The following is a 24990-nucleotide window of genomic DNA, read 5'->3' as shown; positions in this document are numbered from 1 at the left end:
GATATCTTCATCCCCTTTCAAAATACGATTTGATAAATAACCTGTTTTACTCCGTCATTGCCAATTGTTTCTGCTCTTTTCTTAATTAGTTTCTTTTCTTCAAACAATTTAAAATCTTTTTCAAGTCCTTTGCCCGCATCTGGATTTTCAGGTATTTCATCCTGCATCCACTTCTGGATATCCTCCAGCGTAAATTGAACATCATAAATAGAGCTTTGGATTCCCTTCGCTACTTGGCATCCAGTATAATCCATCAGCGCAACAAATGAATCTCTTTGGATTAGCTCCTTACCAAGCCATGTTGTATGTTGCTGCATTACATCAAAAACAGCTCCCAAAACTTCTGCTATCACAGTAGCCTTTTTCACATTCTCTAACGACAAACTGCCTGTCACAATTTGAATTGCTGAATACTTGATCAACTTTTGAACACACTTTTTCACAATATCTGGCAAAATTCCCGTTATCTGAATTGTCAAAGGAACCCCACGAATCACTGCAGAAGCTTTTTCCTGATCCAAACTCCCTATAAAATTTCTTACTGCAACCTCATCTACTACTTCTTCATCTTGGTTATAAAGCAGACTCATCACAATCAGTTCTGCTTCTGCTTTTGTCACACTAAAAATCGACTGGACATTCTCTACAACTTGACTGGGCGTTCCGGTAACTTCATAGTTCATCATTTGTAAACGTCTCCTTTCGTTGAAAACCTTTATCCCCTATTTTTTACCAAATTTTCTTGATGTATAGTAGATTTTTATCTTGACAATTCATAGTTCATTCTGTATACTATATCTATGTTTTATCAATTCATTATTTTGAAAGGGTGTTAATTAGTCATGCGATATGCAACACTGTCCGGCAAAAGATCCGTTCCTTCGTTAAAAACGGCATTGCCTCGACAAAACATTACTATCACTTCTGCATCTCTGTCTGCAATGGCTAAGTCCACCGCTTCTTACTTGGACCGCATTGCTCAGGAGCAGGAATATAGCAAACAGCAGGCTCGTTCTGGTGTTCTATCTCGTTAAACTTATAATAAGTCTTTATCTTAACTTCTAATACGTTCAATCGTATTAGGAGTTTTTTTGTGCTATTGAAGCCGTCTCACCTTTTACATCATCACCTTCTGCGCCGCCCTGGCGATCTCTGCCAGAAGATCCACGAGGTGTCTCTCGTCCATCCGGCTGCTGTTGTTGGTAAAGGCATAGAAACAGCCCTGCACACAGAACGACAGCAGGATGCCACGCTTGGGGTCGTTGGCGAAGGTGGGGTCCTGCGCGGTCAGGCGCTCCCGCAGGCCCTTTTCGATGCGGTTGGCAAAGATGCCCTGACGGGAATCGGCGAAGAGGATGTTCACCGCCGTTTTGTTCTGGACAAAGGCCCGGAACAGCTCGCGGGTCAGCGCCTCCGTCCGGACCGGGTGCAGCTCCACCGCCGAGACACTGGCCAGAATGTCGGCAATGAGCTTGTCCTCCAACCGGCTGGACAGTGCATAGATATCCTCATAATGGGCATAGAACGTCGATTTGTTCACGCAGGCCAGTGCGCACAGGTCTTTGATCTTGATCTTTTCCAGCGGCATTTTGCTGCGCAGTTCCAGAAACGCTTTTTCGATGGCGCGGTCGGTCTTTTCGATGCGGATGTCCAAAAATAATCCACCTCTTTCGGTATTTTGTCGGATACCCAACCCTTTTCGGATTTTGTTGATAGACAGAATCTGCGGGTTTTGTTACTCTTTTTTATACAGGACACCCGCGTTTTCCAACGCTGCTTCAATGCGGTGGAACGTTTTCTCGTCCGGGCAGCGGAGGGTATGCAGATGCACCCCGCCGGTCATCCGGCTGAGCAGGCATTCGGGGGTATCCGCCGCCTGCTGGATGAAGTTGTCCACATCGTAGCGGCTGGCAAGGTTCAGGTTGCCGCGCAGCTCGCCATACAGGCTGTTCTCCACGGCCACATCCACCACGATGCCGCCCTGATCCACCACGGTGTACAGCTCGGTGCGCATCTCGTCCTCGGTGCTGTGCACGCAGGCCAGGATGCCGGTGTAGCCGCCGGGGGCCGGGTGGAACTGATATCCCCGCGGCGTGGCTTCGATGGCCGCACCGCCTGCCCGCAGCAGAGCCACATCCCCCACCACGATCTGGCGCGAGACCCCCAGCTCCGCCGCCATCACACTGGCGCTGACCGGTGCGTCGGCGTTGCTCAGCCGCTCCAATATCACTTCTCTGCGCTGTACAGCATTCATCCGAATGCCCCCCTGTTTTCTGATTTTACCTTATAATAACAGACCCCGCAGGAATGTGCAAGTTTATTTCAGGCGGAGGAGCGTAGCATAATTGGAGGGCAGCTGTACTTTCATGCGGCCCCACTCGATCTCCGTCAGGATCGGTTGGCTGCCCACGCAGTCGGCCAGCAGGTCTTCAGCACCGGTGGCCTCCACCGGCAGCTGGAACTCCAGCTGTGCGGGACTGTCGCCGTTGTTCAGCACCACGACGCAGGCCTTTCCATCCAGCACCCGGGCAAAGGCATAGCACTGGGTGGTGAGCTGCAGCTCTTTCACCTCGCCGCAGGTCAGCTCCGGGCACGCGGCCTTCAGTCGGCCCAGCGCTGCGTATACGCTGGTGACCGGGTTGGTGGTCAGCGCATCCTTGAAGTCATCCAATTCCAGGCAGGGGCGCAGCGGCCAGTCGCTTCCCCACTCTTTTTTGCCTTCAATGCCAAATTCTGAGCCATAATAGATGGACGGAATGCCCCAAAGCGTATATACTAGAATTGCAATGTGGCGGATGTGCTCCCGGTTGCGCAGCTTGTTTGGCAGGCGCTCCACATCGTGGTTGTCCGAGAACAGATACAGCCGGGTATCATGGCACAGCCCCTGCAGACGGCGCATGGTGTGGGCGATCTCGAAATAGTTGTGGTCGTTGTGGCCGCTCCACAGGCCCTTGTGCAGCTCATAGTTGGTCACCGAGTGCAGCATCTCCGGGTTTGCCCAGCGGCTGTAATCGCCGTGGATCACCTCGCCCATGAGCCAGAACTCTGGCTTTACCTCGTTGGCAAGGCGGCGCAGACCGCGCATAAAGTCAAAGTCCAGCACATCGGCTGCGTCCAGACGGATGCCGTCAATGTCAAATTCATCCACCCAGAAGCGGATGGTATCGTAGTGGTAGTTCTGCACCTCCGGGTTGCGCTGGTTCAGCTTGACCAGCAGATTGAAGCCGCCCCAGTTTCCGTAGGAAAAGCCGTCGTTGTACTCGTTGTTGCCCCAGAAATTCACATCGCAGAACCAGTCCTTATAGCGGGCGTTCTCGCGGTTTGCCTTCAGGTCCTGAAACGCAAAGAAATCGCGCCCCACATGGTTGAACACGCCGTCCACGATCACCTTCTGGCCCCGGGCATGGCACCGGGCCACAAAGTCCTTGAACTCTGCGTTCGTGCCAAGGCGGCGGTCTACCAGCCGGTAATCGATGGTGTCGTAGCCATGGGAACCGCTCTCGAACAGCGGGCCGATATAAATGGCCGTGCAGCCAAGGTCCTCATAAGCGTGTTCGGCCCAGGCGTTCAGTTTTGCAAAGGCACCGGGTGTGGGCTGGCCGTCGTTCTCATGTGCGCAGCCGCACAGCCCCAGAGGATAGATGTGATAAAATACCGCGTTGTCATACCAAGCCATCGTTACAGTCTCTCCCATTCTAGCAGTTTTTCCTGCGCCCGCCGCATACGGGCGACAGAGATAGTATAGCATAGTTCCGGACCAAAGTGTGGAACTTTGCTAATTTTCATACAAAGTCTCCTGCAAAATCAGCAGGTTTGACGATTTCGATTTGGTTTTCTTAGTAACAATGACAAAAAGGAAAGGTGCCTCGCCCTCTCCGGCCGCTTCGTGTCTGCATGGACTGCCAAACCCTCCCACTTTGTGGGAGGCGGCATTGCGAAGCAATGGCGGAGGGGGCAGGGCTGTGAATAGAAAAGGAGTTTTTGGCATGGAATTTCCTTCGATCGATCGTTCGTTCTTTCTGGGCGACTGCTTTGACGCCTACCGCACACTGGGTGCACATCCCTTCCGGGACGGCTGGCGGTTCGCGGTGTGGGCCCCCAGCGCCGTAGCCGTGGAGATCTGCGGCGGCTTTGACGGCTGGGGCCCCGGTGTGCCCATGCAGCGGGCCGAGACCGGCATCTGGAACGGCTTCGTCCCCGGTCTGCAGGAGGGCGAGATGTACAAGTTCCGCATCCACGGGCGGGACGGCAGCACCGTGATGCGGGCCGACCCCTACGCCTTTGCCACCGAGCTGCGCCCCGGCACGGCCAGCATCCTGACCAAGCTGGACTTCCCGTTCGACGACCACACCTGGATGGAGCGCCGCGACAAATGCCGCAACCGCCCGCTGAACATCTACGAGCTCCATGCGGGCAGCTGGAAGCACAAGCCCAACGCCACCTGCGAGGACGGCTCAGACGGCTGGTACAACTATGAGGAGCTGGCCAAGGAGCTGATCCCATGGCTGCTGGACCATCACTTTACCCATGTGGAGCTGCTGCCGCTGGCCGAACATCCCTTCGATGGCAGCTGGGGCTACCAGACCACCGGCTACTTTTCCGTTACCAGCCGCTACGGCACCCCCGCCCAGTTTGCCGGCTTCGTCAACGCCTGCCACCGCATGGGCATCGGCGTCATCATGGACTTTGTGCCGGTGCACTTTGCCGCCAACGCCGACGCTCTGGCAAAGTTTGACGGCACCTACCTCTACGAGTACGACAGCGATGTGGGCCACAGCGAGTGGGGCACCTGCAACTTCAACTACTACCGCCGGGAGGTGTGCAGCTTTTTGAACAGTGCCGCTGCCCTGTGGATGGACGTATACCACTGCGACGGTATCCGTATGGATGCCATCTCCCGCGCGCTGTACTGGCAGGGCGACCCGAACCGCGGCGTGAACGAGGGTGCCGTGAACTTTCTGCGCAGCCTGAACCACGGCCTGAACGAGCGCTGGCCCACCGGCATCTACACCGCCGAGGACTCCACCAACTTCCTCAAGGTGACAGCTCCCACCCGCTACGACGGCGTGGGCTTCGACTACAAGTGGGACATGGGCTGGATGCACGACACACTGGACTATTTTGCCACCCCCTTCGGTGAGCGGCCGAATGCCTACGGCAAGATCGTTTTCAGCATGCACTACTTCTACAACGAGCTGTATCTGCTGGCCTTGAGCCACGACGAGGTGGTGCACGGCAAAAAGACCATCATTGATAAGCTGTGGGGCACCTATGCGGAAAAATGCGCCCAGCTGCGCACCCTCTATTTTTATATGTACATGCACCCGGGCAAGAAGCTGAACTTCATGGGCAACGAAATGGGACACTTCCGGGAGTGGGACGAAAAACGAGAGCTGGACTGGGACCTGCTGAAATACCCCTTCCACGACAGCTTCCAGAAATACTTCGCCGAACTCGGCCGCCTTTACGCCACCGAGCCCGCCCTCTACGATGGCGAGTACAATCCCGACTGCTTTGAGTGGGTGGCCTGCGAGAGCCGCAGCGAGGGCGTGTACGCATGGCTGCGCAAGGGCGCAGGCCAGACTCTGCTCTGTGTGATGAACACCCAGAACACCGCCCACAAAAAGTTCCCGCTCTACCTCAAGTTCCCCTGCGGGGCCGAAGAGCTGCTGAACAGCGAGGCCTCCCGCTGGAACGGTGCCGACAAGAGCCGGACCCGGAGCTTCCACACCACCGATGGCGGCGTCTATGGCCGGGATTACACCCTCACCATCGACCTGCCCGCCATGGGCAGCCGACTGCTCCGTCTGACGCCGGAGGCTCCCCATGCCGAGGCCGCACAGGCTTCGGCCCGGAAGGCTGCTGCTGCCCGGCGCAAGGCCGCTGCAAAGCCCGCAATCCATTCCAAAAAGTAATTTTTTGTTTGAAATATCCCGTCTGCTGAAAATGCAGCGGGATATTTTGCGTTTTGCCGCTGCTGCGGCCTTGCCAGCGCCGGGCAGAACCGTTATACTGTAACATGAAATATCAGGTTTTGTGAAAGGTTTTGTGTTATGGAACAAACACGTTCGTCCCTGCTGAAACGCGGCCTCATCCCCTGGGGCAAAGCGGGGGCCGCGCTCGGCATCGGGGTACTGGTCCTGGCAGCCGTCGGGCTGCTCTTCCCCACCGGGGCGGCATTCTTCCCGCTGGTGAGCCTGTGGTGCAGCTGTGCGCTGTTCTACGGGGTGCTGTGGGTGTTGCGGGTGTCCGGCGTTACGCTGGACTTCTTCCACCGGGCCGTCCTTGTGGGCTGCTGGGCGGCGGCGGTGCTCTATTTCTACTGGGCGCTGGGGCGGCGCGATTTCGTCTACGCCTGGGACTACGCCAACTACCTCGTCAAGCAGTACAGCGCCGAGGCGGCCTTTGCTGCCGGCCCGGCGGCGGGCTTCGCATACATCTTCGGCTCCTTCGCAGAGGACTATACGAATTTCATCACCCTGTTCACCGAGTTTCCGTTCTGCCTGAGCGGCAAGACCGGCGACGACTACGCATTCTGTCAGGTATTCAGCGTACTGCCCAGCCTGCTGGTGCTGCTGGCGGGCCTGACGGTCAAGGTGGGCCGGATGCTACGGGTAAAGAACCGGTTCTGGTATTTCCTCATCGGCTTTTCGTGGCTGCTCACCTTCCCGTTTCTGCGGATGAGCGCGATGCTGGCCCAGCCGGACTGGTTCGGCCTCATCTTCGCCTTCGCCATCCTGGTGCTGACGCTGGACTACCGCTTTGAACAGCTGGAGCCGGGCCGGTTCGCCCTCCTCTTTCTGGCCACGGCAGCGGTCATTCTGACCCGCCGGTGGTATCTCTACTTCGTGGTCGGCTACTACTTTTCCTACGCACTGCTGCTTCTGATCAGCAGCGCAAAGCTCGCCAGGACCAACAAAGCGCTGGCCGTCCGCCGGGTGCGCAACCTCATCGCCTTCGGCCTCTGCGCCCTGGCCGCAATGGTCGCCCTGCTCTGGCCCATGGTCCGCAAGATTCTGGCCTTTGACTACGCCGGGCGCTACTCTTACTACAACTTCGGCGGCATGGCCACCGAGCTTTACTACCACATCCTCCGCATCGGCCTGCTAAACTTCATCCTCATCGGGCTGGGCATCGCAGATGCCTTCCGCCGCAAGCGGTTCGCCCTGCCCGCGCTGGGTGCCTGTGAGCTGGCGGTCAGCCTCGTGCTCTTCACGCGGGTACAGAACACCGGCTCCCACCAGATGCTCCTCTTCCTCCCCGCCTACTTCCTGCTCTTTCTGGCAGGCGCTGCGGCGCTGGCGGAGGGCATCGAGCGCCGCAAGGCCCTCAAGCTGGGCTACTGGGCGTTCACGCTGGTGTTTGCGGTGTCCGTGCGCTGCTCGCCGCTGACGGTGGTGGCCCTGCCCGATTTTCTCATCGATCGCTTTCCGCTCAAGAGCACCGCAGACTTTGTCCGGCTCGACGGCCTGACCTGCGACCGCAGGGACCTGAGCCAGCTGCAGACTGTGACCGAGTGGCTCAGCGTCCACCTCGGCGACGGCGAGACCGCGTACATGATCACCGACGACATGCTCTACAACCCCGGCCATCTGCGCAACTGCCTGCTGCCGGAGCAGCCGCTGGACGGCAAACTGCCGGACAGCTTCTCGGTGCCGGGCACCCACAACTTCCCCATGAGCTTCTTTGAGGCAAAGTATGTCGTCACCGTTGACCCCTACCCCCTGTCCTACGCATCGGACACGGAGCTGGGCCACAAGCTGAACGCCAAATTCGCCGAGCTGCGGGATGGCACCCACACCCTTGCCGCCACATTCGATATGGGCAACGGCTACACCTTCACCATCTGGGAGCGGGTCGCCGCCCCCACCCGTGCCGAAGTGGAGACCTACCTCCACGTCTTCGACGCCGAAAATGCCCAATACCCCGAAATGTTCTCGCAGGTCGCCGAGAGCTGGCTTGCCGCCCACGGGTTATAACACCGCACCCTCCCATTTTTTGAATAAACGTTCTATCGTCAGAAGGAGTATTGCAAAATGGAAAATCAGCAGAACAATTTCCCTGAAGTAAAGCTCGGACCGTATAAAGGGCTGGCCGTCACCCGCCATGTGCGCGGCATTTCCGAGAAGACGCTGGACATCGAGATGGTCCACCAGACCCGGATGCGCGCCACCTACCACAACTCCACCGAGGCCGCGAAGCGCGGCAGCCGGGTGCTGCTGGATTTCGCCGGTTTCATGGACGGCAAGGAGATCCCCGACAGCCGGATGGAGAAGGTCATGGTCGTGCTGGGCGACGGCAAGCTGATGCCTGCCGCTGAGCAGGCCATCTATGGCCACAAGGCCGGTGAGACCTTCCGATTCGATTTTACCTATCCCGCCGAGTTCCGGGTGCCGGAGCTTTCCGGCAAGACGGCGCAGTTCGAGATCACGCTCCACTCTGTGGCCGAGAAGACCACCCCGGAGCTGACCGAGGAGTTCGCACAGTCTGCCGGTTATGCGTCCCTCGCCGCCATGCGGGAGGCCGTCCGCGCCAAAAAGCAGAAGATCCACGAAGACGGTGCCGACCGCGCCGCCGGGCAGAAGCTGCTGGAGATGGCCGGTGCCAACCTGACCGTCACCGTACCGGAGGCCGTGCTCGACCGCACCGCCGACAACGAGATGAAGCTGCTGAGCCAGCGCCTGAGCCGCAGCGGCATCAGCATGGAGCAGCACTGCAAGAACAGCCGCACCACCGCCGAGGCCCTGCGGGCAGGCTACCGCGCCGACGCTGAGCGGAAGATCCGCACCATGTACGCGGCCCGCGCCATCGCAGAGGCCGAGAACATCACCGTCCGGCCCGAAGAGGTCAACGCCGAATACCGCCGCCTCTCCGTGCAGCAGGACACCCCCGAAGCCGACATCCGCCGTGTGCTGGCCCCGGAGACCGTGGCCGCTGCTCTGGCTGCCCAGAAGGTCCAGCGCTTTTTGCTGGACAATGCCGTCGTGACTTCGGTCATGGACCCGGATAAGGAGTGATTCGATGAGTTTCTTTACGCGCTACGCCATGGATGCGCTGATGAAAACTACCCATCCCGAGATCAACCGCCGCCAGTGCTGGAACCTGCACCCGCACCGCACCCCCTGCACGGCCTGCAAGGACATCTGCCCCTTTGGGGATGCGATCTTTACCCGCCCGAACCTTGTGAAGGACTGGGACCCCTGTACCGAGTGCGGCCTGTGTGTCTCTGCCTGCCGCAGCGGCTGCATCATCCCTTCGCCGGAGCAGGTGCAGCGGGATACGGCCCCCGCTGACAGCGACAATGACACCATCTGGATCGGCTGCGAGAAGAGCACCCGCAAGAACACCCTCGTCCGGGCCTGCGTATCGGCCCTCTCGTGGGAAGCGCTGGCCTACCTTGCCCTGAACAAAAAGATCGTGCTGGACCTGACCCCCTGCGGTGAATGTGAGAACGACCTGTGCGCCGCCCAGCTGCGCAAGGAGCTGACAAGGCTTGTGGATTTCTTTGGCCAGCCCATGTTCGAGGCACGGTTCACTCTGGCCTACGAGCAGGATGCGGCCCCCTTCCACAGCAAGGAATACTCCCGCCGCGAGATGATGGAGCAGGTGACGGCCGGCTCCAAGGCGGGCACGAAGCAGCTGCTCCGGATGCTGCCCGGCCTGCGGGACGATGACCAGAGCGCGGTGGATTTCCGCCTTTTGCTGCACCAGCGCACAAAGCAGCTGAAGGCATCCATGGAAACGCCGCTGAAGTACGGCTACTACCTGCCCAACTTTACCGATAAATGCTTTGGCTGCGGCAAGTGCGAAAAGGCCTGCCGCGCCGGTGCGCTGAAGCTGGAGGACCTGCCCGACGGCCAGACCCGCATCGTCATCACGCCGTGGAAGTGCAGCGAGTGCGAGGTGTGCGTGGCCTCCTGCTCCAACGGCGGTCTGGACGGGCTGAAGCTGCGCCAGCTCACCACCCTTGGCCCGGTAAGTGTACACAAATGCACCAAGACCCTGTGCAAGGAATGCGGCAAGCCCATCGCCCCCACCTGCAAGGACGGCATCTGCTCGGTCTGCCGCATCAAGGCCCGCACCAAAAAGCGGCAGGAAGAAGCCGTGGCCAAGGCCAAGGAGCGCCAGGCCGAGCGTGAGGCCAAGCGCGCCGCCGAGGAAGCCGCCAAGGCACTGTCGGCGGAAGTCCAGGCCGAGTCGGCTGCCGCAGCCGCAGAAACGGCCCCCGCCGCCGCTGTGCCGGAAGCGCCCGCTGCCGAAACCAAAATGAATTAAAGAATTGACGTCCGCCCGAAAGGATGCTATACTTTTTGTAACCACACGGCTGTGGTCGGGAGGGACTGTTACAAAGGCGTAACGGAAGGATTCTGTTGCGCCTTTTTTGCAATTCCCCGCTGATGGGAAACAGTGCACCCCAGCCGCTGGCGCACACAAAAACACGAAATACGAAGAAAGAGGGATTTTATCATGGATCATTCGATTTCTCGCCGCCAGTTCCTCAAAGCCAGCGGTCTGGCAGCCGCAGGCGCATGTGCAGCCGGTCTGCTGACCAGCTGCGGCGGCAGCTCCTCTGCCGGCAGCACCGGCAGCGCGGCTTCCGGCACGGTGGACACCTCCAAGTACACCATCCTGTACTCCAGCCAGCCGGCCACCCTGAACTACCTGACCACCGCCACCGACCTGGAAATGGTCGTGGGTGCCAACTGCGTGGATACGCTGGTCGAGTACGACAACAAGGGCGTCATGCGCGAAGGTCTGGCCACCAGCTGGGAGTGGGATGCCGACAGCCTGACCTGGACGTTCCACCTGCGGGATGAGAACTGGGTGGACTGCAACGGCGAGGTGCTTGGCCCTGTGACCGCGCAGGACTTTGTGGATGCGCTGGCCTATGTGCTGAACCCGGACTACGCTTCCTCCAACGTCGGTCTGGTCACCGCCTACATCGCCGGTGCCGATGACTACTACAACTACTACGTCTACCTGAACAACGCCAACACCGGCGTTGTGGACGACGACGGCACCACCTACACTGCCGACGCCAGCGGTCTGGTCACCGTGACCGCCCCGGACGGCACCGCCAGCACTTATGAGCCGCTGGACTTCGACACCGTGGGCGTGAAGGCTGTGGACGACCACACCCTGACCTACACGTTGAACTTCGACTTTCCCGGCTTCCTCAGCCTGTTGAGCTACGCTCCCTACGAGCCTGCCTACGGCCCGCTGCTGGACGAGCTGGGCGACCAGTACGCCACCTCTGCCGAGACCATGTACAGCTGCGGCGCGTTCTATCTGGCGGATTACGAGTCTCTGGAGACCTGGATCATGAAGAAGAACCCCGAAAACTACGATGCCGACAACGTCTTCATCGAGACCATCAGCCGCATCTACAACGCCGAAGCCGCCGTCAACGGCCCGGAGATGGTCAAGCGCGGCGAGATCGATCAGGCTACCATCAGCTCCGACATTCTGGACAGCTGGCTGGCCGACGACACCACCAAGGACATGGTTTCCATGGAGCGCCCCAACACCAACTACACCTACTTCTACATGTTCAACTTCATGCCCTACGCCCACGAGTTCTCCAACTGGAGCGTCGAGGGTGTGGACGCCGAGTATGAGCCGGACAATTGGGCCAAGGCCATCAACTCCACCAACTTCCGCAGGGCTTTCCTGTACGGCATCAACAACGCCGTCACGCTGGCTGTTTCTGCCCCGGAAGGCTATGACGGCTACAAGCTGAACACCATCACGCCCCCGAACTTCTGCGCCACCACTGCCGGTGTGGACTACACCCAGTGCGGCGACCTGGCCAACATCACCGAGTTCTTCGATGAGGCCAAGGCCAAAGAGTACCGTGATGCCGCCGTGGAAGAGCTGACCGCCGCCGGTGTCACCTTCCCCATCAAGGTGCAGCTGCCCTACAACCCCTCTTCCACCGACTGGGACAAGCAGTGTCAGGTGTTCAAGCAGCAGGTGGAAGCTGTGCTGAACGACGGCTTCGACTTTATTGATGTCATCATCACCGAAGGCCCTGCGGACAGCTTCCTGTCCGCCGTCCGCCGCAACGGCAAATTCGAGTTCCTGCTCTGCAACTGGGGTGCCGATTACTCCGACCCCGAGACCGAGACCGACCCGTTCTATCAGGCCGAGGATTCCCGCGGAATGCGCTATGCGTATCTGCGCACCGGCGTGGAGGACGGCTTCATCACCGGCGATACTGCGGACACCATCATGCAGTATATGACCGCCATCGAGGCTGCCAAGCAGATCACCGATGACATCGACGCCCGCTACAAGGCCTTCGCCGATGCCGAGGCCCTGCTCATCAACAACGCGCTGGTCATCCCGCGCGGCATGAGCGTGCCCGCCTATCTGGCCACCCGCCTGAACTACTGGGAGGGCCAGTACGCTTCCATCGGCTTCTCCAACAAGCGCCTGAAGGGCATCCATGTGCTGGACCACTACGTCTCCATGGAGGAGTACGAGGCCAACCGCGACGCCCGCTGATCTTTAACACCTGACAAAAAATGGCTTCCGGCAACTGCCGGAAGCCATTTTTGTTGTCCATCATTCGAGATTCAGTTTATGCTTCATCAGCCAGCGGGTCAGGCAGAAGTAGGCTGCCGCGAAGGCCGAGGTCACAACAAAGCAGAACAGGTAGCCGGAGACGGCCCCGAACGCTGTGGTCATGGTCTGCATCGGGGTCATTCCATAGGTCACACCGGTCACGTCCACATCGGCCACCCGATAGGTAATGTCCATGAACAGGTTCACGTGGTTCGTGCCCAGCAGCTTGTCGATCTGGTTCTCCACAACGTTCAGGCCGATAAAGGCGAGGATGCCGGAGACCATCCTATACTTCTGGAATGGATGGGCGATCATGCAGGCGGCGTAAACGCAGAGGATGAGGTCGGCCAGCCGGGCCAGATTGATGAGGATGGTCCAGAACGTCACCAGCCAGAACTTCGCGCCCAGTTCCCCATACAGCATCCCCCACAGCTGCTTCCAGCTGTCCCAGTCCACCATGCCGAAGGTCTCCGGGTCGAACACGCCGACAGCAACCATGACCGTGATGCAGACGATGCCCACCAGGCCGCTGCAAAGCATCCACACCACGCTGGAGATCAGCTTGGAAAGGATGAGCTGGCTTTCCGTCACCGGCAGGGTGTGCATCAGGTAGCCTTCACGCCACAGCAGATTTTTATAAAAGCGCTGGACCGTGCTGACAAAGCAGAGCACCGCAATGGCGAAGATGACAGAGAGATAGAGGACCATCAGAATGACTTCGAGCCGCCCGAAATTCGTATTGTCGGCCCATGCATTTTCCTGCCGGAACGAAACGCCCAGCACCACGCTCAGCAGCGCCAGCGCCAGATACAGCCCGAAGTACAGGCTTTTGGTGGCCTTGAATTCATATTTTAACAGCTGTTTCAGCATTTGAATACCTCCCGGAAATATGCATCCACGCTCATACCCTCGGTCTCGCGGATGTCGTCCACGGCGCGGTGGGCAAAGATTTTGCCGTCCTTCAGGAACACGGCCTCGTCCAGCACCGGCTCGATGTCCTCGATGAGATGAGTGGAGATGACGACCGTTGCGTCCTTGCTGTAGTTGGAAATGATCGTGTTCAGGATATAGTCCCGGGCGGCAGGGTCCACGCCGCCAATGGGCTCATCCAGCAGGTAGAGCTTTGCGGCGCGGCTCATGGCCAGGATCAGCTGCACCTTTTCCTTGCTGCCCTTGGAGAGGGTCTTGAGCCGCGCCTTGGGGTCGATGTTCAGCCGGGCCAGCATCTCGTTGGCTTTGGCGGCATCGAACCCGATGTACGCTTTGGCTTCGCAGGGCGTCCCGTAGAAATCCCGGAACATGTTCACCAGCTCTTCCACCCGCATCCAGTCGGGGAGCCAATCGGCATCCGGCAGGTAGGAGACGATCTCCTTCGTCTCCGGGCCGGGGATCATGCCCGCGATCTTCACCACGCCCTCGGTGGGCTGCAGCAGACCGTTCGCCAGCTTGATGAGGGTGGTCTTGCCGCTGCCGTTGGGGCCAAGCAGCCCCACGATGCGGCCAAAATCAAGGTTCAGATCGATGCCGTTCAGGGCGGTCTTCTCTTTCCCGTAGGCCTTGGTCAGATGTTCACAGGTCAGGATCTTACTCATGCTGTTTTCCCTCCGTTTCATTCCAGCTGCGCAGCAGCTCTGCCGCCTGCTGGGGCGTATAGCCGATGCTGCGCATTTTTTCCAAAAAATCTGCTGCGATGTTCCGGGCCGCAGACGCCCGCAGTTGTTCGATCAAATCGGTATCCTCCGTTACAAACCGGCCGCTCGTCCGCTCGGTGCGGACCAGGCCCTCGGCTTCCAGCTGGGCCAGCGCCCGCTGCATCGTGTTGGGGTTGACCCCTGCCGCTGCGGCAAGGTCCCGCACCGAGTCGAGGTGCCCGCCGGGCTGGTAGGTGCCCGCCAGAATCCTGGCTTTGAGCCGTTCCACCAGCTGGGCATAGATCGGCCGGCTGGAATCAAACTGTTCGCTCATGGTCTTCTCTCCTTGTGTTGTTGTGTTAAGCGCTTAATACAATAATATACAATTTCGGTTTTTTGTCAAGGGGGTTTCTGCATTTTCTTCATTCAAAACGAAAAAAAGCCCCGAAGAGGCCGAACGCTTTTGCGTTCGATTCCCTTCGGGGGCTTTGGTTCTTTACGATTCAGCGCGAATCAGCCCTGCTCCTGTGCGGCGCGCTTGGCTTCCAGCGCCAGAATGGCATCGCGGCGGCTCAGGTTGATACGGCCCTGCTGGTCGATGTCGGTCACCTTGACCACGATGGCATCACCCACGGCCACCACATCCTCCACGCGCTCCACACGCTTGGTGTCCAGCTTGGAGATGTGCACCAGACCTTCCTTGCCCGGTGCGATCTCAACGAAGGCACCAAAGTTCATCAGGCGGGTCACTTTGCCCTTGTAGATGGCACCGATCTCGGGGTCCTCCACAATGGTCTTGATGGTAAAGATGGCGCGCTTTGCGTCCTCCTGATCCACAGCAGAGACGAACACATGGCCGTCCTCCTGCACGTCGATCTTGCAGTTGCAGGTAGCGCAGATGTCCTGAATGACCTTGCCGCCCTTACCGATCACGTCCTTGATCTTATCGGTGGGGATCATCATGCTGAACATCTTGGGTGCGTAGCGGCTCAGCTCGTGGCGGGGCTCTGCGATCACCGGCTTGATGATCTCGTCCAGAATATACAGGCGGCCCTTGCGGCACTTCTCGAAAGCCTCAGCAATGATGTCGTAGGTCAGGCCATCGATCTTGATGTCCATCTGGATGGCAGTGATGCCCTTGCGGGTGCCGCCCACCTTGAAGTCCATATCGCCGTGGAAGTCCTCCACGCCCTGAATGTCCAGCATGGTCATCCAGCGGTCGCCCTCGGTGATCAGACCACAGGAAATGCCGGCAACGGGTGCCTTGATGGGCACGCCTGCATCCATCAGGGCCAGCGTAGAGCCGCAGATGGATGCCTGAGAGGTGGAACCGTTGGAGGAGAGCACCTCAGACACGCAGCGGATGGTGTAGGGGAACTCTTCCAGAGAGGGCAGCACGGGCACCAGAGCACGCTCTGCCAATGCGCCATGGCCGATCTCGCGGCGGCCGGGGCTGCGCGGTGCGCGGGCCTCGCCCACAGAGTACGGCGGGAAGTTGTAGTGATGGATATAGCGCTTGGTCTGCTCATCGGTCAGGTCGTCCATGAGCTGGTTGTCCTTGGTGCCGCCCAGAGTGCAGGTGGTCAGCACCTGCGTCTGGCCGCGGGTGAACATGCCGGAGCCGTGCACGCGGGGCAGGATGCCCACTTCGGCAGCCAGCGGGCGGATCTCGTTGATGCCGCGGCCGTCCACGCGCTTGCCCTCGTCCAGCAGCCAGCGGCGCACCACGAACTTCTGCATCTTGTAGCTGACCAGATCAAGGTCTGCAGCGGTCAGATCGGGGTACTCCTCGGCGATCTTGTCCATGATGGGCAGCAGAGCGGCATCGCGCACATTCTTGTCGTCGGTGTCCATAGCGGCCTTGAAGTCGTCCAGATACTTGTTCTGGATGGCGTGGAACACGTCCATATCCAGACCCACCACCTGAAAATCGATCTTCGGCTTACCGCGCTCGGCCACGATGCGGTTGATGAACTCAATGGTCTTTTTGATCTCCACGTGAGCGGCCTTGATGGCGTTCAGCATGGTGTCCTCGTCCACCTCGTTGGCACCGGCCTCGATCATGACGATCTTATCCATGGTGGCGGCAACGGTCAGGGCAAGGTCGCTCACCTTGCGCTGTTCCTGCGTGGGGTTCAGCACGATCTCGCCGTCCACCAGACCCACCTGCACGCCGCCGATGGGGCCGTTCCACGGGATGTCGGACACGGCAGTGACCAGAGAAGCACCGATCATACCGGCGATCTCAGGGCTGCAGTCGGGGTCCAGACTCATGACGGTCATGGTGATGCACACGTCGTTGCGCATTTCCTTGGGGAACAGCGGGCGCATGGGGCGGTCCACCACACGGCTGGTCAGGATGGCGCGCTCACCGGGGCGGCCCTCACGGCGCATAAAGCTGCCGGGGATGCGGCCTGCGGCGTAGAGCTTTTCCTCATACTCCACGTTCAGCGGGAAGAAATCCACGCCTTCGCGGGGTTTGGGGCTCATGACCACATTGCACAGAACGCAGGTCTCGCCGTAGCGGATCATGGCGCTGGCGTTGGACAGGCCGCACATCTTGCCCATCTCGACCTTGAACGGGCGGCCTGCCAGCATGGTTTCGTAGACCTTGAAATTCTCAAAGGTCTCTCTGCGGGAACCAAATTCAATTGCCATTGTTTTTGCCTCCTTGTTTTTCCGGATTTTTCTATCCAAAAAGGCCGTGGCGCGCGCATCATAGCAATAAATCCAGCGTCCGTACCCGGGGCACAGGCGTTCGATTTACTGCTGCAATACGCTGCCGCCGCCATTTTGTACATAAAAGCAAAAGGCAGGCACCTTTGCGGTACCTGCCCTCTGTTTAAATTACTTACGCAGACCCAGAGTTGCGATCAGAGCACGGTAACGCTCGATGTCCTTCTTCTGGAGATAAGCCAGCAGATTGCGGCGGCGGCCAACCATCTTCATCAGGCCGCGGCGGCTGTGGTGATCGTTCGGGTTCTTCTTCAGGTGCTCGTTCAGCTCGTTGATGTGAGCGGTCAGCAGAGCGACCTGCACTTCGGGAGAGCCAGTGTCCTTCTCGGTCAGAGCGACTTTGGCCATAACTTCCTGCTTGTTCATAGTTACATACCTCTTTATAAAATTTTATTTGCCGTCGGCACAGAATGCGGGAAAAACGGTACTCCCAAAAATGGGCATACTCCCAGCCCCGTGCTGCGGTAACAAGGCTAGTATAACAGAAACCAACGTAAAAAGCAAGAAAAAATTCTCCATTCTGTGCTTTCTTTTCCGGCTCACGCTCAGGCCTCTGCCCGGAAATACGCCTGCGCCCGCTCGGCTGCATGGTTGATGCAGGCTTTCAGCTCGTCCAGCGTATCAAACTTTTTGCTGGGGCTGAGGTAGGCGTGGAACTCCACCACCGGGTCGGTGCCGTAGAGGTCGCCGGAAAATCCCGGGATAAAGGTCTCGCAGGTCACCTTGGTGGCATCATCGTTGACGGTAGGGCGGCTGCCAAGGCCGGTGGCCGAAGGATACCAGACATCACCGATCTTCGTGCGGGTGATATAGATGCCGCTGCGGGGCAGCTGAAAGCCCTCGGGATACAGCTGGTTGATGGTGGGCACCCCCAGCGTGTGGCCCAGACCTGCACCGTGCTGCACCTCGAACCGGATGGCGTAGGGCATCCCCAGCATGGCGTTTGCTGCCGGGATGTCGCCGCCTTCCAGCGCGGTGCGGATGCGGGTGGAAGACACCGGCTTTTCCTCAAACTGCGCCATGGGCACCACGATCACCTCCACGCCCAACGGAGCGCAGAGGGTGCGCAGCAGCTCCGGGTCGCCTGCTGCCTTTGCCCCGAAGGTGAAGTTCTCGCCGCAGAACAGTGCCCTTGCATGGCAGTCCTGCACGATGCCGTACACGAACTGTTCCGGCGTCATCGCGCGGATCTCCTCAAAGTCCGGCGTGAGGTAATACTCCACGCCAAGGCTTGCGATCAGAGCATGCTTATCCGCTGTGGAAAGCAGGCGCTTGCCCTTCATCTTATTCACCATCGGCAGCTTGAAGGTAAACACCGCCGGGGCGGCATCGTGTTCTTTGGCCCACTGCACGGCGCTTTCGATCACCGCACGGTGGCCGATGTGGATGCCGTCAAAAAAGCCCATGGCGACGGCGGTGCCGCCCTCGTGTTCCAGCGCCAGCGGCGAAAGAGAGGATAAGATCTGCATCAAATTTTGTTCCTTCTTGTGTTAGTTTCGCTCCACAAAGAGCTTTTCGACTCGGAGCACTCCGCCCACGATGTTGGCAAGGCCCAGAAACTGCCCGGCCTCGTTCCGGACGCGGTAGCGCCCGTCGGCGGCGGGGTAGCGGCTGGTGGGGCAGCCGTTGTACAAATGCTGTTCCACCCAAGGCTCCACCACCAGCAGCGGCAGGCTTTCAAACACGCTTTCCACCGGCAGCATCAGCGCTTCCAGTGCCGCAGGGCCTGCGTCCTTTGCCGCCTGGATCTCCTCCAGCGTGTGGGCGTCGGCCTCGGTGTAAACACCGGCGGCCACCCGGCGCAGTGCGCTCATGGTGCCCTTCTGGCCCATGGCGGCGGCAATGTCTTCCAGCAATGTGCGGATATAGGTGCCCTTGGAGCAGCGCACCGTCAGGGTGTATTCGTTCTCTGCCGGGCTACCCTCGTACTCGATGTGCAGGATCTCGATGGGGCGGGCCTTCCGCTCCACCTCGATGCCCTGCCGCGCCATTTTATACAGCGGCTGACCGTTCAGCTTGATGGCCGAGTACATGGGCGGCACCTGCATCTGCGGGCCAATGAACTGCGGCAGCACGGCCAGCAGTTCCCCTTCGCCCGCCGTGACCGGAGCCGTTTCCAGCACAGTGCCGGTGCTGTCGCCGGTATCGGTGCGGGCCCCCAGCCGCAGCACGGCGCGGTAGGCCTTGGTGTGGTTCAGCTGTAGGTCCACTGCCTTGCTGGCACCGCCGCAGAACACCGGCAGCACGCCGGTGGCCATGGGGTCCAGCGTGCCGCTGTGGCCCAGCTTGCGGGTGCCCAGCACGCCGCGCAGCTTTGCCACCACATCAAAGCTGGTCCAGTCCATGGGCTTGTCAACAATCAGGATGCCCTGCATTTATGCTTCCTCCTGCGGTGCGTCCAGCTCGGCTTCCACCTCTGCCAGAATTGCATTTTTTGTGTTTTCCAGATTGCCCAGCAGCTCACAGCCTGCAGCGCGGCTGTGACCGCCTCCGCCCAGACGCCGGGCGATAGCGCAGGCGTCCACGCCCTTTGCGGTGCGCACACTGATACGATAGCTGCCGCCGGGCTGCTGCCGCAGAGTCAGGCCCACCTTTACGCCCTCAATGCTCACAGGCAGGCTGGTCAGTTCTTCCAGATCGGCCGGGTCCACCCCGCTCTGCTCGATCTCGTCCCGGGTGAGGTAGATGAGCGCGCACCGGCCATCCAGATAGTATTCCAGATGGTTGCGGGCAATGCGCTCGGCCTCCATGCGCTCACGGGGCTTGGTATCGAACAGCAGGGTGTTCAGCTCTTCCACCCGCGCCCCTGCTTCCATCAGTTTGGCCGCCACGATGTGGGTGTTTGCCGTGGTGGAAGAGAACCGGAAGCAGCCGGTGTCGGTTGCAAGGCCGGTGTAAAGGCAGTCTGCAATGTGCGGCGTAATGGCAACGCCCATGGCGTTGATCACCTCGTACAGCAGCTCTGCCGCCGCTGCGGCGCTGCCATTGAGCAGGGTGAAGTCGGCATAGCCGCTGTTGCCTGCGTGGTGGTCGATGCACAGGTCCACATGGCGTGAGAACTGCGTCATCCCGTTGTTCTCGCCGAAGAGCTGGAGGCTTGCCACGTCCACGGCCACGACGATCTGGGGTTCGAACTCGCCCTTGTACAGACGCGGGTTGGTAAACGCATACCGGTTGGGAATGGGGTCAGAGCAGAGCACCGCCGCTGTTTTGTCCAGCGCACTGAGCGCGTAGTACAGCGCGCTGCCGCAGCCAATGGTATCGCCATCCGGGTTTTTGTGACACAGAATCAAAATGTTGTCCGCCGTCATCAGGCGCTGGGCCATCTGCTGCACATTCAACTGTTCTGTCATTCCATGATCCATCCTTTCCGCAGGCTGTTTATTCCTCGGTCTGCGACGGCTGTTCGCTGTCGCCGTTCACGTTCAGCGTGCGGAGCAGCTCGTTGATGTGGGCTGCATAGGCGGCACCGTCATCCTCTACGAAGATGAAGCGGGGAGCCTTGCGGATGTGCATTTTCTTGCTCACTTCAGTGCGCACATGGCCTGCCGCGCGGTTCAGTGCCTCGATGGCGGGCTTTGGGCCGTCCTCGCGGCCCATCACGCTCACATACACCTTGGCCACATCCAGATCAGGGGTCACATCCAGACGGGTGACGGTGAGCAGGCCGCCCTCCAGACGCGGGTCCTTCAGCCTGCCGATGATGGCAATGATCTCGCGCTTCATATCCTGCGCCAGACGGCCCATATTCTTCTGAGACATTCGGTTTCTCCTTATTTAGTCGCGGTACTCTTCCATCTTGAAGGCTTCGTACACGTCGCCTTCCTTAACGTCGGCAAACTTTGCCAGAGTAACGCCGCACTCGTAGCCCTCGGCCACTTCCTTGGCATCATCCTTGAAGCGCTTCAGGGATGCGATCTCGTCCTCGGCAATGACGATGCCGTCACGGACCACACGGACCTGGCTGTCGCGGGTGATCTTGCCGCTGGTCACGCGGCAGCCTGCAACGGTGCCCACATTGGAGATCTTGTACACCTGACGGACCTGCAGCTCGCCCAGAGACACCTCGCGGAACTTGGGAGCCAGCATGCCCTTCATAGCGTCGGTGACATCGTTGATGGCATCATAGATGACGCGGTACATACGCATTTCCACCTTGGTGGCAGCAGCTTCTTCCTTGGCCACATTGTCCGGGCGGACGTTGAAGCCGATGATGATGGCGTTGGAGGCATCGGCCAGATCCACGTCGGACTTGCTGATGGCACCGACACCGGCATGGATGACACGCACGCGCACCTCTTCGTTGGAGATCTTCTCCAGACTCTGCTTCACAGCCTCGGCAGAGCCCTGCACATCGGCCTTGACCACGATGGCCAGTTCCTTCATGTCGTTCTGTGCCATCTGGCTGAACAGGTTATCCAGAGTGACCTTCTGGAAGGAGGAGAACTGCTTTTCCTTGGCGGCAGCAACGCGCTGTTCGGCCAGCTCACGGGCCAGACGTTCGTCCTCAACAGCCTCGAACAGATCGCCTGCTTCGGGCACAGCGGTCAGGCCGGTGATCTCCACAGGGGTAGAGGGGCCGGCATCGCTCAGCAGCTGGCCCTTGTCGCTGCGCATGGTGCGCACGCGGCCCACAGCGGTACCGGCAATGATGACGTCGCCGGAGTGCAGGGTGCCGTTCTGCACCAGAATGGTGGCAATGGGGCCCTGGCCCTTGTCCAGACGGGCCTCGACGACCGCACCCTTGGCGCGGCGGTTGGGGTTTGCCTTCAGCTCCATGACCTCAGCTTCCAGAGCAATGCGCTCCAGCAGGTCGTTGATGCCCATGCCGGTCAGGGCAGACACCGGGATGCAGGCCACATCGCCGCCCCAGTCCTCGGTGATGATGCCGTACTTGGTCAGGCCTTCCATCACGCGCTCGGGGTTTGCGGTGGGCTTATCCATCTTGTTCATTGCCACGATAATCTTGACATTTGCAGCCTTGGCGTGGTTGATGGACTCGATGGTCTGGGGCATGATGCCGTCGTCGGCAGCAACCACCAGAACGGCAATATCGGTCATGTTGGCACCGCGGGCACGCATGGAGGTGAATGCCTCATGGCCCGGGGTATCCAGGAAGGTGATGAGGCTGTCGTTGACCTTGACCTGATATGCACCGATGGCCTGCGTGATGCCGCCGGCCTCGCCTGCGGTAACGTTGGTCTTGCGGATGGCATCCAGAATACTGGTCTTGCCGTGGTCAACGTGGCCCATAACGCAGACCACCGGGGGACGCTCCACCAGATCCTCCTGCGAATCCTCTTCCTGCGTGAACAGGCGCTCCTCGATGGTCACATGCACCTCGTGCTCGACCTTTGCGTGGAACTCCTCTGCCAGCAGAGAAGCGGTATCAAAATCGATCACGTCGTTGATGGCGTGCATCTCACCCATCTGCATGAACTTGGCAATGACCTTGCCGGCCTGCTGCTTCAGGCGGGCAGCCAGCTCGCCCACAGTGATCTCGTCGGGGATCATCACCTTCAGCTGTGCGCTGCGGGCCTTTTCCAGCTGGATGCGCTGCAGACGCTCGAACTCGGTCTCGCGCTTGCCCTTCTGGAACTGCTGGCGCTGGCGCTGACCGCGCTGGGTGAACTTTTGCTTGTTGCCCTGCGGGGTGGGCTTGCGGCGGTTCTCGGTGTTCTTGGTGGAAGCCAGATCATCGTAACGGGCATCGAAGCGGTCCACGTTCATATCCACAGTGCGGGTATCCACGGTGACCTGATTGTCCTCGCGGCGCACGGACACAGCCTGTGCCGGAGCAGCGGATGCCTTGGCACCGGTCTCACGAGCCAGTTCGCTGAGAGAAACGGTCTTTTCCTCGCGCTTCTTGTGCTGCTCGTTCTTCTTGTTCTTCTGGTTCTGGCTGTTCTGGTTGTTCTGAGGCTCTGCCTTCTTTGCAGGCTGCGCGGACTGGGCTGCGGGCTTTTCAGCCTTGGGCTCTACCTTCTTTTCGGCCTTTCTGGGCTGCTCGGCCTTCTTCTCCGGGGCCGGCTGCCGGGCGCTGTTCAGGTAGGCAGACAGGTCTGCCTCGCTGTTATCCTTGCTGAACTTTTCCAGCAGGTAGTTCAGCTCGTTCTCTTCCAGATTGGAGCTGTTCTTCTTGCCGGTGCTGCCCATGGCGTTCAGCTCATCCAGGACCTTCTTGGCGGAAAGGTTCAGGTCCTTTGCAAAATCACTCACTTTATATTTTACGATCATTCGGTCATATCCTCCTCATTTTTGATTGCTCCGCAGTCCGACAGGCGGTCAAAGCAGAGCTTTGCGAGGTTGCGGTCAGTCACCGCGTAAACAGCCACAGGCTTGCGGCTGATATCGGCCAGTTTATCCTGCGTAAGCGGCATGGTGATCACATCCACCAGATCGCCCACAGAATAGTCGAGGCGCTGCACGGTCTTGGCGCTGGCATCGCTTGCCACCATCACCAGCCATGCCTTGCTCTTGACGCAGGCATCTTCCACGGCATCAAAGCCCATGGTCAGTGCGCCCGCCTTGCGGCACAGGCTCAGCGCCTGAAACAGCGCTTCCTCCGGCGGCAGCTTGGGCTTTGCGGGGGTGTTATTCTTCTTTGCCATTTGCTGCTGCCTCCTTTGCGGCTTCGGCCAGCTGTGCGGCCAGAGCCTCGTAAACTTCGGCGGGAACCGGCTGCTCAAAGCAGCGCTCCAGCGCCTTTTTCTTTTTTGCCTTGGTCAGGCAGTCGGGGTTCGGGCAGAGATACGCGCCGCGGCCCGGCTTTTTGCCGACCAGATCAATGCTGATCTCTCCGCTAGGTGCACGCACCACACGCACCAGCTCCTTTTTGGGGCGGCTGGTCATGCAGCCGATGCACTGGCGGGAAGGGATCTTTTTCTGTGCCATCCGGTTTCCCTCCTTTGGCCATCTGCGCCAGAATTACTCGGTGTCGGTCTCGGCTTCCTTCTTCGGTTCTTCCTCGCCATAATAGCCGCTCTCGGGGCGGATATCAATGTTGTAGCCGGTCAGGCGTGCGCACAGGCGTGCGTTCTGGCCCTTGTTGCCAATGGCAAGGCTCAGCTGCTGGTCGGGCACGGTCACACGGCAGGAACGGGTCTCGCCGGGCAGCAGTTCCACCTTGACCACCTTGGCCGGGCTGAGTGCTGCGGAGATGAACTCGGAGATATCCTCGCTCCACTTCACAATGTCGATCTTTTCGCCGCCCAGCTTTTCCACAACAGCAGCTACACGGGCACCGTGCTCGCCGATGCAGGCGGAAACAGGGTTCACGTTGGGGTCCTTGCTCCAAACAGCCATCTTGGTGCGGGCACCGGCCTCGCGGCTGATGGCCTTGACCTCCACAGTGCCGTCAAAAATTTCGGGCACTTCCAGCTCAAACAGGCGCTTGACAAGGCCGGGATGAGTGCGGCTGATCATAACGCGGGGGCCGCGCTCAGTGCTGACCACGTCCACAACGTAGACCTGCAGGGTCTGGCCCTCGGTGTACACCTCGCCGGGCACCTGCTCGTTGTGGGGCAGGATGGCCTCGCCGCCCTTGCCCAGATCCAGAGCAACGATGCCCTTCTCCGGGTCCACGCGGGTAACGGTGGCCTGCACGATGTCGTGTGCACGGGACTGGATCTCGCTCAGCTGCTGGCTGCGCTCAGCCTCGCGGATGCCCTGACGGATCACGTGCTTTGCGGTCTGGGCTGCAATGCGGCCGAAGTCCTTGGTCTTGAGGGGGGTCACGATGCGGTCGCCCACTTCGTAACTCTTGCGGATCTTCTGTGCCTCGGTAATGCCGATCTCAGAGTGCTCGTCGTACCAGTCCTCGTCGGCCACAACGTCCTGGATCAGGGCCACATTGAACTTGCCGGTGGCGGGGTCGATCTCGACCATGACGTTGTCGTCCTCGACCTCATAGTTCTTCTTGACGGCAATGATGATCGCAGCCTTGATCTTTTCGATCAGGTATTCTGCGGTGATGCCGCGCTCGTGCTCCAGCATGGAGAGAGCTTCAAAAAATTCATTGTTCGCTGCTGCCATTTTTCGGGTTCCTCCTAATTCT

22 protein-coding genes are annotated in these 24990 nt (G+C 59.5%); 5 read left to right on the top strand and 17 right to left on the bottom strand.

Going from position 1 to position 24990, the window contains the following annotated elements; genetic code table 11:
* Positions 1–17: 17 nt before the first annotated feature.
* The 4 genes from ACNQFG_RS06900 to ACNQFG_RS06885 form a co-directional block, all read right to left on the bottom strand.
* Positions 18–686 carry a hypothetical protein gene (locus tag ACNQFG_RS06900; protein WP_423406426.1) on the bottom strand — a complete coding sequence of 223 codons (669 nt, stop codon included), beginning with the start codon at positions 684–686 and terminating at the stop codon, positions 18–20.
* Positions 687–1117: 431 nt separating this feature from the next.
* Positions 1118–1654, bottom strand: a complete 537-nt coding sequence (locus ACNQFG_RS06895; RefSeq protein WP_423406425.1) for a TetR/AcrR family transcriptional regulator — start codon at positions 1652–1654, stop codon at positions 1118–1120.
* Between the two features lie 81 nt (positions 1655–1735).
* On the bottom strand, positions 1736–2254 hold the full coding sequence (locus ACNQFG_RS06890; RefSeq protein ID WP_423406424.1) for a transcription repressor NadR: 519 nt from the start codon (positions 2252–2254) through the stop codon (positions 1736–1738).
* Positions 2255–2317: 63 nt separating this feature from the next.
* Entirely contained in the window at positions 2318–3676 is a 1359-nt protein-coding gene (locus tag ACNQFG_RS06885; RefSeq protein WP_423406423.1) for an alpha-amylase family glycosyl hydrolase, read from the bottom strand.
* A 310-nt stretch (positions 3677–3986) separates the two neighbouring features.
* Here ACNQFG_RS06885 and glgB point away from each other — a divergent pair, with 310 nt between their 5' ends.
* From glgB to ACNQFG_RS06860, 5 genes are all read left to right on the top strand, one after another.
* The gene (gene glgB, locus ACNQFG_RS06880; RefSeq protein ID WP_423406422.1) at positions 3987–5915 is read left to right on the top strand and encodes a 1,4-alpha-glucan branching protein GlgB; all 1929 of its coding nucleotides are present in this window, start codon (positions 3987–3989) and stop codon (positions 5913–5915) included.
* A 138-nt stretch (positions 5916–6053) separates the two neighbouring features.
* Complete coding sequence (locus ACNQFG_RS06875; protein WP_423406421.1) at positions 6054–7979, top strand: hypothetical protein; 1926 nt, start codon at positions 6054–6056, stop codon at positions 7977–7979.
* Between the two features lie 57 nt (positions 7980–8036).
* Positions 8037–9017, top strand: a complete 981-nt coding sequence (tig, locus tag ACNQFG_RS06870; protein WP_423406420.1) for a trigger factor — start codon at positions 8037–8039, stop codon at positions 9015–9017.
* A 4-nt stretch (positions 9018–9021) separates the two neighbouring features.
* Positions 9022–10275, top strand: a complete 1254-nt coding sequence (locus ACNQFG_RS06865; protein ID WP_423406419.1) for a 4Fe-4S dicluster domain-containing protein — start codon at positions 9022–9024, stop codon at positions 10273–10275.
* Between the two features lie 192 nt (positions 10276–10467).
* Complete coding sequence (locus ACNQFG_RS06860; RefSeq protein ID WP_423406418.1) at positions 10468–12507, top strand: ABC transporter substrate-binding protein; 2040 nt, start codon at positions 10468–10470, stop codon at positions 12505–12507.
* 60 nt (positions 12508–12567) lie between these two features.
* On the opposite strand, the gene ACNQFG_RS06855 is transcribed toward ACNQFG_RS06860, so the two are convergent.
* From ACNQFG_RS06855 to nusA, 13 genes are all read right to left on the bottom strand, one after another.
* Positions 12568–13437 (bottom strand): hypothetical protein, encoded by an 870-nt coding sequence (locus tag ACNQFG_RS06855; protein ID WP_423406417.1) that lies wholly within the window; start codon positions 13435–13437, stop codon positions 12568–12570.
* A complete protein-coding gene (locus tag ACNQFG_RS06850; RefSeq protein ID WP_423406416.1) occupies positions 13431–14159 on the bottom strand; it encodes an ABC transporter ATP-binding protein in 729 nt (242 codons plus the stop codon). The genes ACNQFG_RS06855 and ACNQFG_RS06850 overlap by 7 nt, the downstream gene beginning before the upstream one ends.
* Positions 14152–14532, bottom strand: a complete 381-nt coding sequence (locus ACNQFG_RS06845) for a GntR family transcriptional regulator (protein WP_097792772.1) — start codon at positions 14530–14532, stop codon at positions 14152–14154. Before ACNQFG_RS06845 ends, ACNQFG_RS06850 begins: the two co-directional genes overlap by 8 nt.
* Before the next feature lie 179 nt (positions 14533–14711).
* A complete protein-coding gene (locus tag ACNQFG_RS06840) occupies positions 14712–16856 on the bottom strand; it encodes a polyribonucleotide nucleotidyltransferase (RefSeq protein ID WP_423406415.1) in 2145 nt (714 codons plus the stop codon).
* A gap of 189 nt (positions 16857–17045) precedes the next feature.
* A complete protein-coding gene (gene rpsO, locus ACNQFG_RS06835) occupies positions 17046–17300 on the bottom strand; it encodes a 30S ribosomal protein S15 (protein ID WP_005933138.1) in 255 nt (84 codons plus the stop codon).
* Positions 17301–17479: 179 nt separating this feature from the next.
* Positions 17480–18403 carry a riboflavin biosynthesis protein RibF gene (gene ribF, locus ACNQFG_RS06830; protein ID WP_423406558.1) on the bottom strand — a complete coding sequence of 308 codons (924 nt, stop codon included), beginning with the start codon at positions 18401–18403 and terminating at the stop codon, positions 17480–17482.
* 21 nt (positions 18404–18424) lie between these two features.
* Entirely contained in the window at positions 18425–19309 is an 885-nt protein-coding gene (truB, locus tag ACNQFG_RS06825) for a tRNA pseudouridine(55) synthase TruB (protein WP_423406414.1), read from the bottom strand.
* Positions 19310–20299, bottom strand: coding sequence for a DHH family phosphoesterase (locus ACNQFG_RS06820; RefSeq protein WP_423406413.1), 990 nt, complete (start codon positions 20297–20299; stop codon positions 19310–19312). It abuts the gene before it with no gap.
* A 16-nt stretch (positions 20300–20315) separates the two neighbouring features.
* Complete coding sequence (gene rbfA / locus ACNQFG_RS06815) at positions 20316–20696, bottom strand: 30S ribosome-binding factor RbfA (RefSeq protein WP_423406412.1); 381 nt, start codon at positions 20694–20696, stop codon at positions 20316–20318.
* 15 nt (positions 20697–20711) lie between these two features.
* On the bottom strand, positions 20712–23171 hold the full coding sequence (gene infB / locus ACNQFG_RS06810) for a translation initiation factor IF-2 (protein ID WP_423406411.1): 2460 nt from the start codon (positions 23169–23171) through the stop codon (positions 20712–20714).
* Positions 23168–23545 (bottom strand): L7Ae/L30e/S12e/Gadd45 family ribosomal protein, encoded by a 378-nt coding sequence (locus ACNQFG_RS06805; protein ID WP_005945406.1) that lies wholly within the window; start codon positions 23543–23545, stop codon positions 23168–23170. The genes infB and ACNQFG_RS06805 overlap by 4 nt, the downstream gene beginning before the upstream one ends.
* Positions 23529–23828, bottom strand: coding sequence for an RNase P modulator RnpM (rnpM, locus tag ACNQFG_RS06800; protein ID WP_005945403.1), 300 nt, complete (start codon positions 23826–23828; stop codon positions 23529–23531). Before rnpM ends, ACNQFG_RS06805 begins: the two co-directional genes overlap by 17 nt.
* Before the next feature lie 33 nt (positions 23829–23861).
* The gene (gene nusA / locus ACNQFG_RS06795) at positions 23862–24968 is read right to left on the bottom strand and encodes a transcription termination factor NusA (protein ID WP_423406410.1); all 1107 of its coding nucleotides are present in this window, start codon (positions 24966–24968) and stop codon (positions 23862–23864) included.
* Positions 24969–24990: the final 22 nt, after the last annotated feature.

The sequence above is a fragment of the Faecalibacterium prausnitzii genome (genome assembly GCF_049532945.1).
GTDB classification, from domain to species: Bacteria; Bacillota; Clostridia; order Oscillospirales; family Ruminococcaceae; genus Faecalibacterium; species Faecalibacterium prausnitzii_N.
This window is presented reverse-complemented; position numbering and strand designations above follow the sequence as displayed.